Genomic DNA, 14,727 nt, shown 5'->3' on the forward strand with positions numbered 1-14,727 from the left:
CGCCCGCATGTGGGAACTCCAGGAGGTCGCCCAGCGCTACGACGACTGCAAGACCGTCCTGCATCCCGAACTCGGCCGCATCGACGTCGACGCCCAGCTCCTGTACACCGAGAACCGCGCCCAGACCCTGGCGGCACTGACCACCCGCCCCGGCACGGACAGCCACAGCAAACTCGAACTGCTCTCCGTCATCGGACACCAACAGCTCACCCCCTGACGTCCCGGACCGGGGACCCGAGCCGGTCGTCAGCCGCGCGTTCAGCGATCTCAGCGGTTGCCTGGCGGACGCAGAGGAAGCGACTGACGACCATGGCAGGCGGTTCGGGGGCCGGCTCGACCAGCGCGGTGCCGCGTGCCATCCGGAGCCGGATGCCGTGAGCGTGCAGTCCGCGCATCACCTGGCTGCGGCTGAAGGGGCGGCCTGGGTATCGACCGGGGAATCATCAGCGCTCGGCCGCGGTGGAGTCCGCCATCGCGTCGGCGTGAAGGGCGAGCAGGACGTCGTCCAGAGGCGGAGGAGTCCGGGCCGGGACGCTGCCGAGCCGCAGCGCCACCGCATCGGCGGGGCCGGCGCTCGCATAGGCTTCCGAGCCTCGACCAACGCACCCGGGAGACACGTTGACCACGCGCCCCCTCGACCCCGAGTCCGTCAACGCCGAGGCATGGCACGCCTACGGCGACCACCATCTTCGGCACGGCACGGTGCTGCCGGAGCTGGCGCGGTTCGACTGGGGGCCGCGGGGCACCGGCCAGGGCGCCGAGATCCTCGGCGAACTCGCCGGGCGGCGGGTGCTGGACCTGGGCTGCGGTCCGGGGCGGCACGCGGCGCACCTGGTCCGGACGTACGGAGCCTCGGTGGACGCGGTCGACTCCTCCCCCACGCAGCACGCACGCGCCGGCGCCCGCTACGACTCCCTGCCCGGCCTGCGCCTGATCAGGGCCGACGCCGTCGAGCACCTCCGCACTGCGGAGCCGTACGACGTCGTCTACTCCGTCGACGCGGTGCCGTACATCGAGCCCCGCCGGCTGCTGCCCGCCCTCGCCACGGCACTCAGGCCCGGCGGGAGGCTGTGCTTCACCGTGCTGCACACCAACGCGCGCGGCGACGGGCCCTCCTCGGTCGTCGAGTCCCGGCCCGAGATCCTGCGGCTCGCCGGGGGCGGGGAGGTGACCGTGCGGATGTGGGTGCTGACCCCGGAGCTGTGGACGGACATGCTCGGCGAGTACGGCCTGCGGGTCGAGGGCGTCGACGTCCTGGACGCGCCGGCGGAGGGCAACCGCGCCTCGTACCGGATCTTCCGGGTGACCCGGCCGGTCCGGGTCTCCTCCCGCGAGCGCAGCGCCCGCGGTCCGGTACCGCACGCGGCGATCGGCGTCGGCGCCATCCTGTACGGGCCCCGGGGACTGCTCCTCGGCCGGCACCGGCGCGGCACCTGGGAGCTGCCCGGCGGCACGGTGGAGCCCGGGGAATCGCTGGCGGAGACGGTCGTGCGGGAACTGCGCGAGGAGACCGGGACCGAGGCCCGCCCGGCCGACGTCCGGCTTCTGGGCACGCTCCTCGACGAGGTCGCCGGCGTGGTGCGGATGACCGTGGCGGCCCAGGTCACGGCGTGGCGGGGCGAGCCGTCGGACCAGCCGGACGAACGCGTCGGCGACTGGCGCTGGTTCGCGCTGGACCGGCTCCCGGAGAACCTCTTCGTGTGCAGCGCCCAGGGCCTGACCGCCTGGCGCCCGGACCTGCCGATCGACCACACTCCGGCCCACTTCACGCCGTTCGCCGGCTGATCGACTTGGTCAAGCGGATGTTCTGGGTGGGCCGATCGCAGCGGGGTTCCACTTGTACCGCGTTGAAGCACCGCGTCGTGCAACCCCCTCGCGACCTTCCCCGTGCTGCACTCGACGACCATGGACGACGATTTCGCACGTGCCGGATACGACGAGGTGCCGCGCGTCGAGTTCACGGCCGCGGCAGCCGAGCTGCTGCGGCGGTTGCGCGAGGCGCACGGGCCGCTGATGTTCCATCAGCCGGGCGGCTGCTGTGACGGCAGTGCGCCGCTGTGCCTCACGGCGGGCGAGTTCCGCACCGGCGGCTCGGACGTGCTGCTCGCCGAGCTGGACGTGGCGGGGGCCGGGGAACCGGTGACCTTCTGGATGTCGAGGAGCCAGTACGAGGTGTGGGCCCACGCCCGGCTGATCGAGTGTGGGCCCACACCCGGCTGATAGTCGATGTCGTCGAGGGCCGGGGCGGCGGATTCTGCCTCAAGGCACCCGAGGGGGTGCGTTTCCTCGTCCGTTCGCGTGTGGTCGGCGCAGAGCAGCCCCACGGGTCGCCGTCGTCTGGTGCACTTCCCCTGAGTTCTGGGACAGTCGACACGACCTCAGGGAGAGCTGTGTGACGCACCGTCAAAGACGTTTTGGCGCAGGCAGATCGGTACTGACACTTCTCGCGGCACTGGGCACGCTGGCCGGTGCGGCCCTGGTGGGGGCGGCACCGGCCGGCGCCGCGCCGGGGTGGACACAGCTCGCGGCGGGCGTGGACTACGAACAGTTCGACGTCTCCGCGGCCGCGGGGGTGGCCCACGCCCATGTGATCCGCGTGGACCTGGGCGATCCGCGGGTGCGGGTGGAACTGCTGTATCCGGGGGCGGTGGCCGCGCGGGCCACGGTGTCCCGGCTGGCCACCGCGCAGGGGGCGCTCGCGGGGGTGAACGGCGACTTCTTCAACGTCTCGGAGACCCAGCACCCGGGCGTCGAGGCCACCGGCGCGAGCGTGGGCCCGGCGATCGCGCAGGGCCGGGCGCTGAAGGCGGCGGTGCCGAACGGGCAGCGTTTCGGGCCCGCGCTGCCGCCCGGCACCAGTACCAAGGACGTGTTCGGCGTGGGCACCGACCGCCTGGCCCGCCTGGACGCCCTGGCACTCGACGGGTCGGTGAAGACGCCCGAGGGGCAGCTGCCGCTGCGCGGGCTGAACCAGTACGCGCTGCCCGTCGGTTCGGTCGGGGCGTTCACCTCGGACTGGGGCGGCGCGTCCCGGGTGCGGGCGACGTGCGGGACGGACCGGGACCGGGCCGCCCCGTGCAGTACGGACACCCACGAGGTGACGGTCCGTAACGGGCAGGTCGTCGCCACGGCCGACACCCCGGGCAGCGGGCCGATCGCCGACGGCACCACCGTGCTCGTGGGCCGGGAGGCGGGCGCGCAGCAACTGCGGAAGCTCTCGGTCGGCTCGGCGGTGACGGTGCGGCACCAACTGGTCGCGGCCTCCGCGGGAACCCCGTACCGCTTCGCGATCGGCGGTTATCCGGTGCTCGAAGGCGGCCGACCGCTGCCCGGCCTCGACGACACCACGTCCGCTGTGCGCACGGCGGTGGGCATCGCGGACGGCGGCCGGCGACTGTACCTCCTCGCGCTGGACGGCGCGCCGGACTATCGCGGTGGGCTGACGATCGCCGAAGTCGCGGACACCATGCGGACGTTGGGATCGGTCGACGCCTTCAACATGGACGGGGGCGGCTCCACGACGATGGCCGCCCGTAAGCCGGGCGCCGGCGCCGTCACCGCCCTCAACCACCCCTCGGGCGGTGCCGAGCGGGCCGTGGCGAACGGCATCGGGGTCTTCTCGACGACCTGACGCGGCGCCGGTCAGGGGCGCAGACCGCTGACGATGTCCGCCGTCGCCGCGACGCCGCTGTGAATGGTGGGCGCGAGGCTCGTACTGGCCAGATAGAAGCCGAGCAGCGCGCACACCAGCGCATGGGAGACCTTGAGGCCGCCGCTGCGCAGGAAGACCACCGCCAGGATCAACAGCAGCACCAGTACAGAAAGGGAAATCGCCATGGACAGCCTCCTCCGCCACGCCGACAAGTCCGTTTCGCGGCGTTCGGCCGCAAGTGTGGCGTAGCGGAGGGTTCGTCCGGGCGGCTGAAGTGTCCTCCGAACGAGTGGTGTCCACGCCCTCTCGAAGGCGCCTACCGGTGGGCGTCCAGGAAGGCCTCCAGGCCCGCCAGGTCGTCGGTGTTGAGGTAGTCGACCCCGGCGGCGAGGAGTTCGGCCCACAGCGCGTCCCGGGCGGGTCCGGCGAGGTCCGGGGTGGCCCAGAACCGCACCTTCTGCCCGTGCGCGTGGGCCTGCTGGACGAGGCTCCGCAGCTTTAGCCGCTCGGCGTCGGGGAAGACACCCGCGCCGAGCCAGGTGAAGTTGAGCGTCCAGTTGTCGCTGATCAGCGGGATGAGAGAGGCGGGCGCCGAGCTGCCGAGGTCGGTGAGCCGGCCGTCGTAGAAGGCCCGGCGGACGGGCTGGGCCTCCATGGGGATGCGGGCGGCGCGGTCGCCGGAGATCACGGCGGTAACCGGACCGGGAACGACCTTGCCGTGCACGTACGTCGTGAACAGGTGCCGGTGGTGGCGCAGATGGCGGTCGAGTTCGAGGTAGGTCGAGGAGCCCTCGGTCTTGATGTCGACGAGCAGTTGGAGGGGCCGGCGGTAACCGCGGTACACGGAACCGTGGTTGGCCTTGACGATCCTGGCCAGCGGGTCGAGGTAGAGGGACTCCAGGGTGCGCGTCGGGTCGAGGTCGTCCACGGTGTGGCCGATGAGGAGCTGGTCGCCGACGAGGAAGATGTCGGCCTCGACACTGCCGAATCGGTGGTCGAGCGCGTCGAGGAGGGGGCGCGGGTGCTCGTAGTCGTTGTGGGCGTGGGCCCGCCACAGCGGACGGGGGCGGTGCCTGTGGCCGTCGGCCCATGCGTTGCCGACGGGCGGGGCCAGGGTCGCCGCGACCGCGGCGCCAACGGTGGTGAGGGCTCTGCGGCGGGTGATGAGGGCCATGTTCTGCCTCCCTGTGGGGCGGGTCGCAACCACAGGGAGTATGGGGCCCTTCGGCCCCCAATGGACCTGTACGTGCCAGGAGTTGGCCGGACTGCCGCCGCCCGTTCACTCCTTCCGCGCGGGCGCACGGAAAAGCCCGCCCCAGGTGGGGCGGGCTTCACCGGCGTTCACCGGGTGACGCTCAGGGCGCCTGGAGGTCGACGAGTTCGGCCAACCGGGCGCGATGGGCCCCCGTCGTACCGTAGGCGATCGAGTCGGCCTTGGCCCGCTTGAGATACAGATGGACCGGGTGCTCCCACGTCATGCCGATCCCCGCGTGCAGCTGGAGCGCCTCCTCGGCGGCGTGGACGGCGACGGACGCCGCGTAGGCCTGCGCGACGGCGACCGCCACCTCGGCGTCCTCACCGGTGGCCAGCGCGTCGGCGGCGTTGCGGGCGGCGGCCCGGAGGTTGACGACCTCCAGCCACAGCTGGGAGAGCCGGTGCTTGAGCGCCTGGAAGCCGCCGACGGGCCGGTTGAACTGCTTGCGCTCCTTGAGGTAGCGCACGGTCTCGGTCAACGTCCATTCGGCGAGCCCGAGTTGCTCGGAGGCGAGCAGTCCGGCCCCGGCCCGCAGCGCCCGGTGCACGGCGACTTCGGCGTCACCCAGCAGACGGCCCCGCGCCCCGTCGAGGGTGACGGTCGCGAGCGGGCGGGTCAGGTCGAACGAGATCTGCGGGGTGACGGTCGCGGAGGAGGCGTCCACCGCGTACAGACCACCGTCGTCCGCGGGCACCAGCAGCACGTCGGCCGCCCGCGCGTCCGCGATCGCGGTCAACTCCCCGTGCAGAGCCCCGCCTTCGTGGCGTACGACCTTGTAGGCACCGCCCGGAGCGACGTTCAGGGCGACGGCGAGGGCGCCGATCCTCCGCCCGGACGCGAGCTCGGCGAGCAGCTCGTCGGCGTTACAGGCGAGCAGGGCCTCGGTGGCGACGACCGCACTGGTGAGATAGGGCACGGGAGCGACCGCGCGGCCCAACTCCTCCAGGACGACGGCGACTTCGCGGTGCGAGGCGCCCTGGCCGCCCTTGTCCTCCGGGACCAGGAGTCCCGCGAGGCCCATGCCGTCGGCGAGGGCCTTCCAGGCGGCGAGGTCGTGCGGGGTGTCCGACTCGGTGCGGGCGATCACACCCGGCGCGTCGCAGTGGTCGGCGAGCAGGTCCCGTACGGCGGCCCGCAGCGCCTCTTCCTCCTCCGAGTACAGCAGATCGGGCTGTGCGCTCATCGGGACAGGTCCTTCCAGGCGACGTCCTTGTCGGTGCGCGGCTCGGCCGGCAGGCCCAGGACGCGCTCGGCGACGATGTTCAGCAGGACCTCGCTGGTCCCGCCCTCGATGCTGTTGCCCTTGGAGCGGAGGTAGCGGTAACCGGCGTCGCGGCCGGTGAAGTCCACCAGTTCGGGGCGGCGCAGGGTCCAGTCGTCGTACAACAGGCCCTCCTCACCGCGCAGTTCGACCTCCAGGCCGCTGATCTCCTGGTTGAGGCGGGCGAAGGCGAGCTTCATGCCGGCGCCCTCGGGTCCGGGCTGTCCGGCGACGAGCTGCTGGCGCAGGCGCTCGGCGGTGAGGCGGGCGACCTCGGAGTCCACCCAGAGCTTCAGCAGCCGCTGGTGCAGGTCCTGGGTGCGCAGTTCGGGACGCTCGCGCCAGGTCTTGGAGACCGGGCCGATCATGCCGCCCTCGCGGGGCAGCCGCATGCCGCCGATCGCGACGCGTTCGTTGTTCAACGTGGTCTGCGCGACCCGCCAGCCGTCGCCGACCTCGCCGAGGCGGCGGGAGTCGGGGATGCGGACGTCGGTGAGGAAGACCTCGTTGAACTCGGCCTCGCCGGTGATCTGCCGCAGCGGGCGGACGTCGACGCCGGGGTCGGTCATGTCGCAGATGAAGTAGGTGATGCCCGCGTGCTTGGGCACGTCCGGGTCGGTGCGGGCGATGAGGATGGCCCAGCGGGAGTTGTGGGCGCCGGACGTCCACACCTTCTGCCCGTTGACCACCCAGCTGTCGCCCTCCCGCACGGCCCGGGTGCCGAGCGCGGCGAGGTCGGAGCCGGCGCCGGGCTCACTGAACAGCTGGCACCAGATCTCCTCCCCCACCCACAGGGGCCGCAGGAAGCGCTGCTTCTGCTCCTCGGTGCCGTACCTGAGAATCGTCGGCGCGGCCATGCCGAGGCCGATGCCGTTGCGCCGCGGGTCGTTGTCGGGAGCGCCGGCGGCCTCCAGCTCGGCGTCCACGACGGCCTGGAGGGAGCGGGGCACACCCAGTCCGCCGAGCCCCTCGGGGTAGTGCACCCAGGCGAGCCCGGCGTCGAAGCGGGCCTTCAGGAAGTCCAGGCGGTCGGTCGCCGCCGGCGGGTTCGCGGCCAGCAACTCGGCGGTGCGGCGCCTCAGTTCGGCTGCGTCGGTCATGCCTGTGCTCCCGTGGGTACGACGGCGATCCGGCCCGTGGTCACCCCGTCGCCGAGGCGCTGCACGGCGTCCGCAGCCCCCGTCAGGGGCACCCGCTCGCTCACCAGCGGCTTGATGGCGCCCCGGGCGGCCAGTTCGGTGAGCTGCTCGTGGCAGTGCTGGACCAGCTTGGGGTTCTTGGTGTTGTACAGACCCCAGTGCAGGCCCAGGATCGCGTAGTTCTTCACCAGGGCGTGGTTGAGCGACGGGCTGGGGATCGTGCCGCTCGCGAAGCCGACCACGACGATCCGGCCCTCGAAGGCGACGACCTTGGTCGACTGCGTGTAGGCCTCACCGCCGACCGGGTCGTAGACCACATCGGCGCCCCGACCGCCGGTGGCCTCCTTGACAGCGCCGATGACGTCCTCGCTCCGCCGGTCGATCACCACGTCACAGCCCAGCTCCCGGGCCACGACGGCCTTGTCGGCGCCGCCGACGACACCGATGACGGTGGCCCCGGCCGCCTTGCCGAGCTGTACGGCCGCGCTGCCGACCCCTCCCGCGGCAGCGTGGACGAGCAGCGTCTCACCGGCCTCCAGATGAGCCCGCCGGTGCAGACCGAACCAGCCCGTCTGGTAGCCGATGTGCAGCGCGGCGGCCTCGGCGTCGTCCAGCGAGTCCGGCGCGGACAGCAGAGCGGCGGCGTCCGCGACGGCGTACTCGGCGAAACCGCCGTGCGGCAGCGCGGGGTTGGCGATCACGCGGCGCCCGTCCTCGGTCTCGCCGCAGATCTCCACGCCCGGCGTGAAGGGCAGCGGCGGGCGGACCTGGTAGTGGCCGCGGCACATCAGCACGTCCGGGAAGTTGATGTTCGCGGCGCGCACCTTCAGCAGGACCTGGCCGTCGCCGGGCACGGGCCGCGCCACGTCCGCGAGGCGCATCACCTCGCTCGGCTCACCGTTCTCGTGCACTTGCCAAGCCTGCATGGGGGGCCTCCACGGGACTGCGTCGTCATGCCGGGTCTGACCGGGGTCCTCCGCATACTAAGCGGTCGCTTGCCGATCAGGGAACAGTCGACCGGGGAAAGTGTCGGCATCCACAAAAAGGGGGGCCGGCCGAGGCCGGCCCCCTGGGCCCGAACCGGGTCGCTCAGCCCGTCTTCAGTGCTCCAGCCGGTGCGGATGGGCCGGGTACACACCCAGAAGGCGCACCTCGGTGGAGAAGAACCGCAGTTCGTTCAGGGCGAGGGCGACGTGCGGCTCGTCGGGGTGGCCCTCGATCTCGACGTAGAAACGGCTGGCGTTCAGGCCCGCGCCGATCTGGTAGCTCTCGATCTTCGTGAGGTTCACCCCGCTGGTGGCGAACCCGCCGAGCGCCTTGAAGAGGGCGCTGGGGATGTTGCGCACGGAGAAGAACAGGCTCGTCATCGTGGGCTGCCCGGTGTCCGGGGCCACGACGGCCTCCCGGGACAGGACGACGAACCGGGTGGTGTTGTCGGGGTCGTCCTCGACCCCGGCGCGCAGCACGTCCAGGCCGTACAGTCCGGCCGCCGCGGGCGGGGCGAGCGCCGCGTGCCGCGGATCCGTCAGCTCGGCCACCTCGCGCGCCGCTCCGGCCGTGTCGTCGGTGACGAGGGTGCGCCAGCCGCCCTCCCGCAGCACCTTGCGGCACTGCCCGAGGGCGTGCACATGGCTGCGTACGCACTCCACCTGGTCCGCTGTCGCCCCGGGCACGCCCATCAGGTCGAAGCGGATGGCGAGGAAGTGCTCGGCGATGATGAACAGCCCCGACTCGGGCAACAGGTGGTGGACGTCCGCCACCCGTCCCGCCGCGGAGTTGTCCACCGGGATCACGGCGACGTCGGCCGTGCCGAGCGTCACCGCGTCCAGCGCCTGCTCGAAACCCGTGCAGGGCTGCTCGGCGCACCCGGGGTACAGGGTGTGCGCGGCGGTCGCCGAGTTGGATCCGGGTTCACCTTGGTAAGCGACGGTCGTCACGGGGTTCGGTCTCTTGTCGTCGGGCGGCAGAAGCTCCGTAACGTATCAGGGAGGCCCCGTCCTCAGATCCAGGTGTCCAGCCACATCCGGGAGTGCCAGCCGGCGTACGGGATCGTCTTCCCGGTGTAGAGCGGGAAGAAGTACACGAAGTTCCAGGCGATCAGCAGCACGAGGGTGCCCGCGGCCACCGCGCCTCGTGTGCGCCGTCCGCGGCCCGCCCCCGGTGGTCCCACGATCGCGCCCAGCGTCATCGTCACGGCCAGGCACAGGTAGGGCACGAAGACGACCGCGTAGAAGGAGAAGATCGTACGGTCCTGGTACAGGAACCAGGGCAGATACCCCGCGCCCACCGCGCACAGGACGGCCCCTGCCCGCCAGTCGCGGCGCAGCGCCCAGCGGAAGAGCAGGTAGATCAGGGCGCCGCACGCCGACCACCACAGGAGCGGGGTGCCGAGGGCGAGCACCGTCCGGGAGCAGTCGACCGCCGTGGTGCAGCCGTCCTGGCCGGGTTTCGGGGACTGGTAGTCGAACAGCACGGGGCGGCCCTGGACGAGCCAACTCCAGGGATTGGACTGGTACTTGTGCGGGGTATGCAGGCCCACGTTGAAGTCGTACACGGCGGACTCGTAGTGCCACAGGCTGCGCAGTGGGGCGGGGATCCAGGACCAGGTGCCACCGCGGCCGTCGGCCCAGTGGCGGTCGTAGCCGTCGTCGGACAGGAACCAGCCGGTCCAGGTCGCCAGATAGGCCGTCAGCGCGACCGGGACGAGGGACAGGAGGGACCAGCTGAGATCCCTGTTCAGCACCGCCAGGTAGGGGCGGGGCGAACCGGCCACGCGGCGGGAGCCGACGTCCCACAGCACCGTCAGGACCACGAAGAAGACCAGGACGTACAGGCCGTTCCACTTGGTGGAGGCCGCCAGCCCCAGGAGGACGCCGGCGGCGAGCCGCCAGGGACGCCATCCGGTCCCGGTGTGGTCGGCGGTCTGCTCGTCCGGGCGCGCGCGGCCGTCCTCGCCGGCCGGCAGGGCGGCCGCGAGCCGGGTGCGCGCGTGGTCCCGGTCGGCCAGCAGGCAGCCGAACGCCGCCAGGACGAAGAACATGACGACGAGGTCCAGCAGCGCGGTACGGCTCATCACCACATGCAGACCGTCCACCGCGAGGAGCGCGCCCGCCAGACAGCCCAGCCAGGTCGAACGGAACAGCCGGCGTCCGATGCGGCACAGCATCAGCACCGACAGGGTGCCGAGAGCCGCCGTCATGAAGCGCCAGCCGAACGGGGTGAGGCCGAACATCCACTCGCCGAGGGCGATCACCCACTTGCCCGTCGGCGGGTGCGCGACGAACGCCCCCGTGTCGGAGAGCGAGACGACCTGCGGGTGGCCGAGGATCTGCGGGTCGGCGATCTTGCGGTCCGGCCAGCTGCCCTCGTAGCCGAGCCGCAGCAGCGACCAGGCGTCCTTGGCGTAGTAGGTCTCGTCGAAGACCACGGCCCGCGGCCGGCCGAGGTGCCAGAAACGGATCCCCCCGGCCAGGGCGGCGACGAGCACCGGACCCAGCCAGTCCCACACCGACCGCTTCGGAAAACGCGGAACGAGGCGCTCGCGGAGGTCGGGACCCGGACGGGCCGCGTACCCGAACCGTCGAAGGCGCGCCTCCCAGTCCCGGGGCGCTGTCGTCGAAGAAGGGGTGTCCACGACGGGGGAAGTAGTCACGTCGCTGCTCGTCACCGGGCGACCTGCCGTGCCGTCACCTGTGCCCGGGGCGGTATCTCGTCCATCCGGTGAACCTACCTGCCGGCGGGCGGAGTTCCTCACGCCTTCCGGGGACGGGCCCGTACGTGCATCCGCTCCCCCTGCGGCCCGAAGAGACTGAGGAACTCCGCCGGGCCCTCCCCCGTCGACCCGAACCAGTGCGGCACCCGGGTGTCGAACTCGGCCGCCTCCCCTGCCGTCATCACCACGTCGTGGTCCCCGAGCACCACCCGGAGCCGCCCCGCCAGCACGTACAGCCACTCGTAGCCCTCGTGGGTGCGCAGTTCCGGCTCCTCCTCGCGGCGCGGCACCAGCACCTTGAAGGCCTGGAGACCGCCGGGCTGCCGGGTGAGCGGCCAGAAGGTGCGCCCGTGCCGTTCCAGCGGCGCCGACCGCACCCGGGGGTCCCCGACCGGCGGGGCGCCGACCAGTCCGTCCAGCGGCACCTGGTGGGCCTGGGCGATCGGCAGCAGCAGTTCCAGGCTGGGCTTGCGCAGGCCGGACTCCAGACGGGAGAGCGTGCTCACGGAGATGCCGGTCGTCTCCGACAGGGCCGCGAGGGTCACCTCCCGGTCCTTGCGCAGCCGCCTGAGCCTGGGTCCCACTTCGGCGAGAACGTCGTCGGTACTCATACCCGTATTGCAGAATCGGCAAAGCAGTTTGTCAATCCCGCATCCGCGGAGCGACCGTGACGGCATGACCGAGACATACGACGAGACCTACGACGAGACCTACGAAGTGATCGTGATCGGTGGCGGCGCGGCGGGGCTGTCCGCCGCCCTGGTCCTGGGCCGGGCCCGGCGTCGCACCCTGGTCGTCGACGCGGGCGAACCACGCAACGCGCCCTCCGCACACCTGCAGGGCTTCCTCACCCGGGACGGCATCCCGCCCGCCGAGTTCCTGGCGCTCGGCCGCGAGGAGATCAGGGGCTACGGCGTCGAGCTGGTCCGGGACCGGGTGACCGAGGTCGCCCCGGGCTTCGCCGTGACCCTGGCGAGCGGACGCGTGGTCCGGGCCCGTCGCCTGATCGTCGCGACCGGCCTCGAGGACGTGCTCCCGGACATGCCCGGGGTCGCCGAGCGCTTCGGCAAGGACGTCCTGCACTGTCCGTACTGCCACGGCTGGGAGGTCCGCGACCGGGCCTTCGGCGTGCTCGCCACGACCCCGCTGAGCGTGCACCAGGCGCTGATGGTCTCCCAGTGGTCGAAGGACGTGACCTTGTTCCTGCACCAGGTCACGGAGGAGGCGTTGACGGACGACGACCTGCGCAGGCTGGCCGCGGCCGGCGTCCAGGTGGTGCCGGGCGAGGTCGCCGGGCTGGTGGTGACCGAGGACCGGCTCACCGCCGTGCGCCTCACCGACGGCACGACGCACGCGCGCGAGGTCGTGTTCACCGCGCCCCGGGCCGTCCCGCGCACCGGCCTGCTGGAGCGCCTCGGCGCCGAACTCCAGGAAACGCCCTTCGGCAGCTATCCCGTGGTCGACGGGAACTGGCAGACCACCGTGCCGGGCGTGTACGCCGTGGGCAACGCGGCCGGCTTTGGCGAGCAGGTGATCAACGCGGCGAGCGCGGGCTACCGGGCGGCGGCCACGATCAACGGGGAGCTGCTGATGACCGATCTGGACGCGGCCGTAGGGACATAGTCGGGGTGTGGCCGGGGTGTAGACCCGCCTCCTCCGGTGCACCCTGGATGCATGCTGCTTGCCCGGCTGGCCCACGTGTCCCAGGAGGTCGCCGCCACCTCGGCGCGGTCCCGGAAGATCGCGCTCCTCGCCGAGCTGTTCCGCGACGCCGAGGCGGACGACGTGCCGATCGTCATCCCGTACCTGGCGGGACGGCTCCCGCAGGGCCGGCTCGGCGTCGGCTGGAAGGTGCTGAGCCGCCCGGTCACCCCGGCCGCCGAACCGACCCTGACCGTGCGCGAGGTGGACGCCCTGTTCAGCGAGCTGGGCAAGGTCGCGGGCGCGGGCTCCCAGGCCGAACGCACCCGGCTGGTGGGTGAGTTGATGGGCGCGGCCACCGAGGAGGAGCAGCGGTTCCTGTTCGGGCTGATCAGCGGGGAGGTACGGCAGGGCGCGCTGGACGCGGTCGCCACGGAGGGACTCGCCCAGGCGACGGCAACACCTCCCGCCGACGTACGCCGTGCCGTGATGCTCGCGGGCTCGCTCCAGACGGTGGCCGAGGCCCTGCTCGCCGAGGGCCCGTCCGCCCTGGACCGCTTCCGTCTCACCGTCGGCCGCCCGGTCCTGCCGATGCTCGCGCACAGCGCCTCCTCGGTGGCCGAGGCGGTCGACAAGCTCGGCACCTGCGCGGTCGAGGAAAAGCTGGACGGCATCCGCGTGCAGATCCACCGGGACGGCGATGTCGTACGGCTGTACACGCGCACCCTCGACGACATCACCGACCGGCTGCCCGAACTGACGGCTGCCGCACTGGAGTTGAGGGGTGAGCGGTTCATCCTGGACGGCGAGGTGATCGCCTTCGACGAGGACGGGCGGCCGCGTTCCTTCCAGGAGACCGCGGGCCGGGTCGGCTCCCGTGTGGACGTGACGACGGCCGCCGAGGCGGTCCCCGTCTCCCCCGTCTTCTTCGACGCCCTGTCCGTCGACGGCCGCGACCTCCTCGACCTGCCCTTCGCCGAGCGGCACGCGGAGCTGGCCCGGCTGGTGCCGGAGCCGATGCGGGTGCGGCGCACCCTGGTGTCGGGACCGCAGGAGATCCCGGCGGCCGAGGAGTTCCTCGCCGAGACCCTGAAGCGCGGCCACGAGGGAGTCGTCGTGAAGTCCCTCGACGCGCCCTACAGCGCGGGCCGGCGCGGCGCGTCCTGGCTGAAGGTCAAGCCCGTGCACACCCTCGACCTGGTCGTGCTGGCCGCCGAGTGGGGCCACGGCCGCCGCACCGGCAAGCTCTCCAACCTGCACCTAGGCGCCCGCACGGCCGACGGCGGCTTCGCCATGCTCGGCAAGACCTTCAAGGGCATGACCGACGCGATGCTCACCTGGCAGACCGAGCGGCTCCAGGAGCTGGCCGTCGACAGCAGCGGCTATGTGGTGACGGTACGGCCCGAACTCGTCGTCGAGATCGCGTACGACGGCCTGCAGAAGTCGACCCGCTACCCGGCCGGCGTCACCCTCCGCTTCGCCCGCGTGGTCCGCTACCGGGAGGACAAACGGCCGGAGGACGCCGACACGGTCGAGACGCTGCTGGCCGCGCATCCCGAGGTGAGGCCGTGAGGACGAGCGCGGGCCTGCTGTTGTTCCGGCACACCGGTGACGGCCTGGAGGTGTTGCTGGGCCATATGGGCGGCCCGTTCTTCGCGCGGCGGGACGCCGGAGCGTGGACGATCCCGAAGGGCGAGTACGAGCCGGACTCGGAGGCGGCCTGGGCCGCGGCCCGCCGGGAGTTCCAGGAGGAGCTCGGGCTGCCGCCGCCCGACGGGGAGGCCGTACCTCTGGGAGAGGTCCGGCAGACGAACGGGAAGGTCGTCACGGCGTGGGCGGTCGAAGCGGACCTCGATCCGGCGACCGTGGTTCCGGGGGTGTTCGCCATGGAGTGGCCGCCGAAGTCCGGGCGGACCCAGGAGTTCCCCGAGCTGGACCGGGTGGAGTGGTTCGGGCTCGACCGGGCCCGGGCGGTGATCGTGAAGGCGCAGGCCGCGTTTCTCGACCGGCTGGCTGAGCACTCGGCCTGATGTCCACGCGTTGCGGTCGCCCCCGCCGCGCGGGAAG

Annotated in this window: 13 protein-coding genes and 2 pseudogenes; 7 read left to right on the forward strand and 8 right to left on the reverse strand. The window is 72.3% G+C overall.

The window, feature by feature from the left end:
• From ACFVYN_RS11335 to ACFVYN_RS11350, 4 genes and pseudogenes are all read left to right on the forward strand, one after another.
• Positions 1–217 (forward strand): annotated as a pseudogene (locus tag ACFVYN_RS11335) (transcriptional regulator); the annotation flags it as partial.
• Positions 218–618: 401 nt separating this feature from the next.
• A complete protein-coding gene (locus tag ACFVYN_RS11340) occupies positions 619–1,785 on the forward strand; it encodes an NUDIX domain-containing protein (RefSeq protein WP_389995867.1) in 1,167 nt (388 codons plus the stop codon).
• A 120-nt stretch (positions 1,786–1,905) separates the two neighbouring features.
• Positions 1,906–2,312, forward strand: a pseudogene (locus tag ACFVYN_RS11345) (DUF779 domain-containing protein); the annotation flags it as partial.
• An 80-nt stretch (positions 2,313–2,392) separates the two neighbouring features.
• Positions 2,393–3,631, forward strand: coding sequence for a phosphodiester glycosidase family protein (locus ACFVYN_RS11350; protein ID WP_389995870.1), 1,239 nt, complete (start codon positions 2,393–2,395; stop codon positions 3,629–3,631).
• 11 nt (positions 3,632–3,642) lie between these two features.
• Here ACFVYN_RS11350 and ACFVYN_RS11355 read toward each other — a convergent pair whose 3' ends face one another.
• The 8 genes from ACFVYN_RS11355 to ACFVYN_RS11390 form a co-directional block, all read right to left on the reverse strand.
• Positions 3,643–3,837, reverse strand: coding sequence for a hypothetical protein (locus tag ACFVYN_RS11355; RefSeq protein ID WP_389995873.1), 195 nt, complete (start codon positions 3,835–3,837; stop codon positions 3,643–3,645).
• 131 nt (positions 3,838–3,968) lie between these two features.
• Entirely contained in the window at positions 3,969–4,826 is an 858-nt protein-coding gene (locus tag ACFVYN_RS11360; protein ID WP_389995875.1) for a phosphatidylinositol-specific phospholipase C/glycerophosphodiester phosphodiesterase family protein, read from the reverse strand.
• A 181-nt stretch (positions 4,827–5,007) separates the two neighbouring features.
• Entirely contained in the window at positions 5,008–6,090 is a 1,083-nt protein-coding gene (locus tag ACFVYN_RS11365) for an acyl-CoA dehydrogenase family protein (RefSeq protein ID WP_389995878.1), read from the reverse strand.
• Positions 6,087–7,268, reverse strand: a complete 1,182-nt coding sequence (locus ACFVYN_RS11370) for an acyl-CoA dehydrogenase family protein (RefSeq protein WP_389995881.1) — start codon at positions 7,266–7,268, stop codon at positions 6,087–6,089. The genes ACFVYN_RS11365 and ACFVYN_RS11370 overlap by 4 nt, the downstream gene beginning before the upstream one ends.
• Positions 7,265–8,233 carry an NADPH:quinone oxidoreductase family protein gene (locus ACFVYN_RS11375; protein ID WP_389995884.1) on the reverse strand — a complete coding sequence of 323 codons (969 nt, stop codon included), beginning with the start codon at positions 8,231–8,233 and terminating at the stop codon, positions 7,265–7,267. The genes ACFVYN_RS11370 and ACFVYN_RS11375 overlap by 4 nt, the downstream gene beginning before the upstream one ends.
• Before the next feature lie 174 nt (positions 8,234–8,407).
• Positions 8,408–9,244: a prephenate dehydratase gene (locus ACFVYN_RS11380; RefSeq protein WP_389995888.1), complete on the reverse strand. Its 837-nt coding sequence runs from the start codon at positions 9,242–9,244 to the stop codon at positions 8,408–8,410.
• Positions 9,245–9,306: 62 nt separating this feature from the next.
• Positions 9,307–10,959 carry a dolichyl-phosphate-mannose--protein mannosyltransferase gene (locus tag ACFVYN_RS11385; protein WP_389995891.1) on the reverse strand — a complete coding sequence of 551 codons (1,653 nt, stop codon included), beginning with the start codon at positions 10,957–10,959 and terminating at the stop codon, positions 9,307–9,309.
• A gap of 98 nt (positions 10,960–11,057) precedes the next feature.
• Positions 11,058–11,630, reverse strand: coding sequence for a helix-turn-helix domain-containing protein (locus ACFVYN_RS11390; protein ID WP_389995894.1), 573 nt, complete (start codon positions 11,628–11,630; stop codon positions 11,058–11,060).
• Between the two features lie 64 nt (positions 11,631–11,694).
• On the opposite strand from ACFVYN_RS11390, the gene ACFVYN_RS11395 reads away from it, so the two are divergent.
• From ACFVYN_RS11395 to ACFVYN_RS11405, 3 genes are read left to right on the forward strand one after another with little or no spacing between them, the layout of a single operon-like run.
• Complete coding sequence (locus ACFVYN_RS11395) at positions 11,695–12,642, forward strand: NAD(P)/FAD-dependent oxidoreductase (RefSeq protein WP_389995898.1); 948 nt, start codon at positions 11,695–11,697, stop codon at positions 12,640–12,642.
• Between the two features lie 51 nt (positions 12,643–12,693).
• The gene (locus ACFVYN_RS11400) at positions 12,694–14,232 is read left to right on the forward strand and encodes an ATP-dependent DNA ligase (RefSeq protein ID WP_389995900.1); all 1,539 of its coding nucleotides are present in this window, start codon (positions 12,694–12,696) and stop codon (positions 14,230–14,232) included.
• Positions 14,229–14,690, forward strand: a complete 462-nt coding sequence (locus tag ACFVYN_RS11405) for an NUDIX domain-containing protein (RefSeq protein ID WP_389995903.1) — start codon at positions 14,229–14,231, stop codon at positions 14,688–14,690. Before ACFVYN_RS11400 ends, ACFVYN_RS11405 begins: the two co-directional genes overlap by 4 nt.
• Positions 14,691–14,727 lie beyond the last annotated feature (37 nt).

This window comes from Streptomyces sp. NPDC058307, assembly GCF_042880295.1.
Lineage (GTDB): Bacteria > Actinomycetota > Actinomycetes > Streptomycetales > Streptomycetaceae > Streptomyces.

What these genes read in the sequence shown, in the direction of transcription:
- ACFVYN_RS11355 (WP_389995873.1), bottom strand. Translation starts at nt 3,837, where the DNA reads ATGGCGATTTCCCTTTCTGTACTGGTGCTGCTGTTGATCCTGGCGGTG.
- ACFVYN_RS11360 (WP_389995875.1), bottom strand. Translation starts at nt 4,826, where the DNA reads ATGGCCCTCATCACCCGCCGCAGAGCCCTCACCACCGTTGGCGCCGCG.
- ACFVYN_RS11365 (WP_389995878.1), bottom strand. Translation starts at nt 6,090, where the DNA reads ATGAGCGCACAGCCCGATCTGCTGTACTCGGAGGAGGAAGAGGCGCTG.
- ACFVYN_RS11370 (WP_389995881.1), bottom strand. Translation starts at nt 7,268, where the DNA reads ATGACCGACGCAGCCGAACTGAGGCGCCGCACCGCCGAGTTGCTGGCC.
- ACFVYN_RS11375 (WP_389995884.1), bottom strand. Translation starts at nt 8,233, where the DNA reads ATGCAGGCTTGGCAAGTGCACGAGAACGGTGAGCCGAGCGAGGTGATG.
- ACFVYN_RS11390 (WP_389995894.1), bottom strand. Translation starts at nt 11,630, where the DNA reads ATGAGTACCGACGACGTTCTCGCCGAAGTGGGACCCAGGCTCAGGCGG.
- ACFVYN_RS11395 (WP_389995898.1), top strand. Translation starts at nt 11,695, where the DNA reads ATGACCGAGACATACGACGAGACCTACGACGAGACCTACGAAGTGATC.
- ACFVYN_RS11400 (WP_389995900.1), top strand. Translation starts at nt 12,694, where the DNA reads ATGCTGCTTGCCCGGCTGGCCCACGTGTCCCAGGAGGTCGCCGCCACC.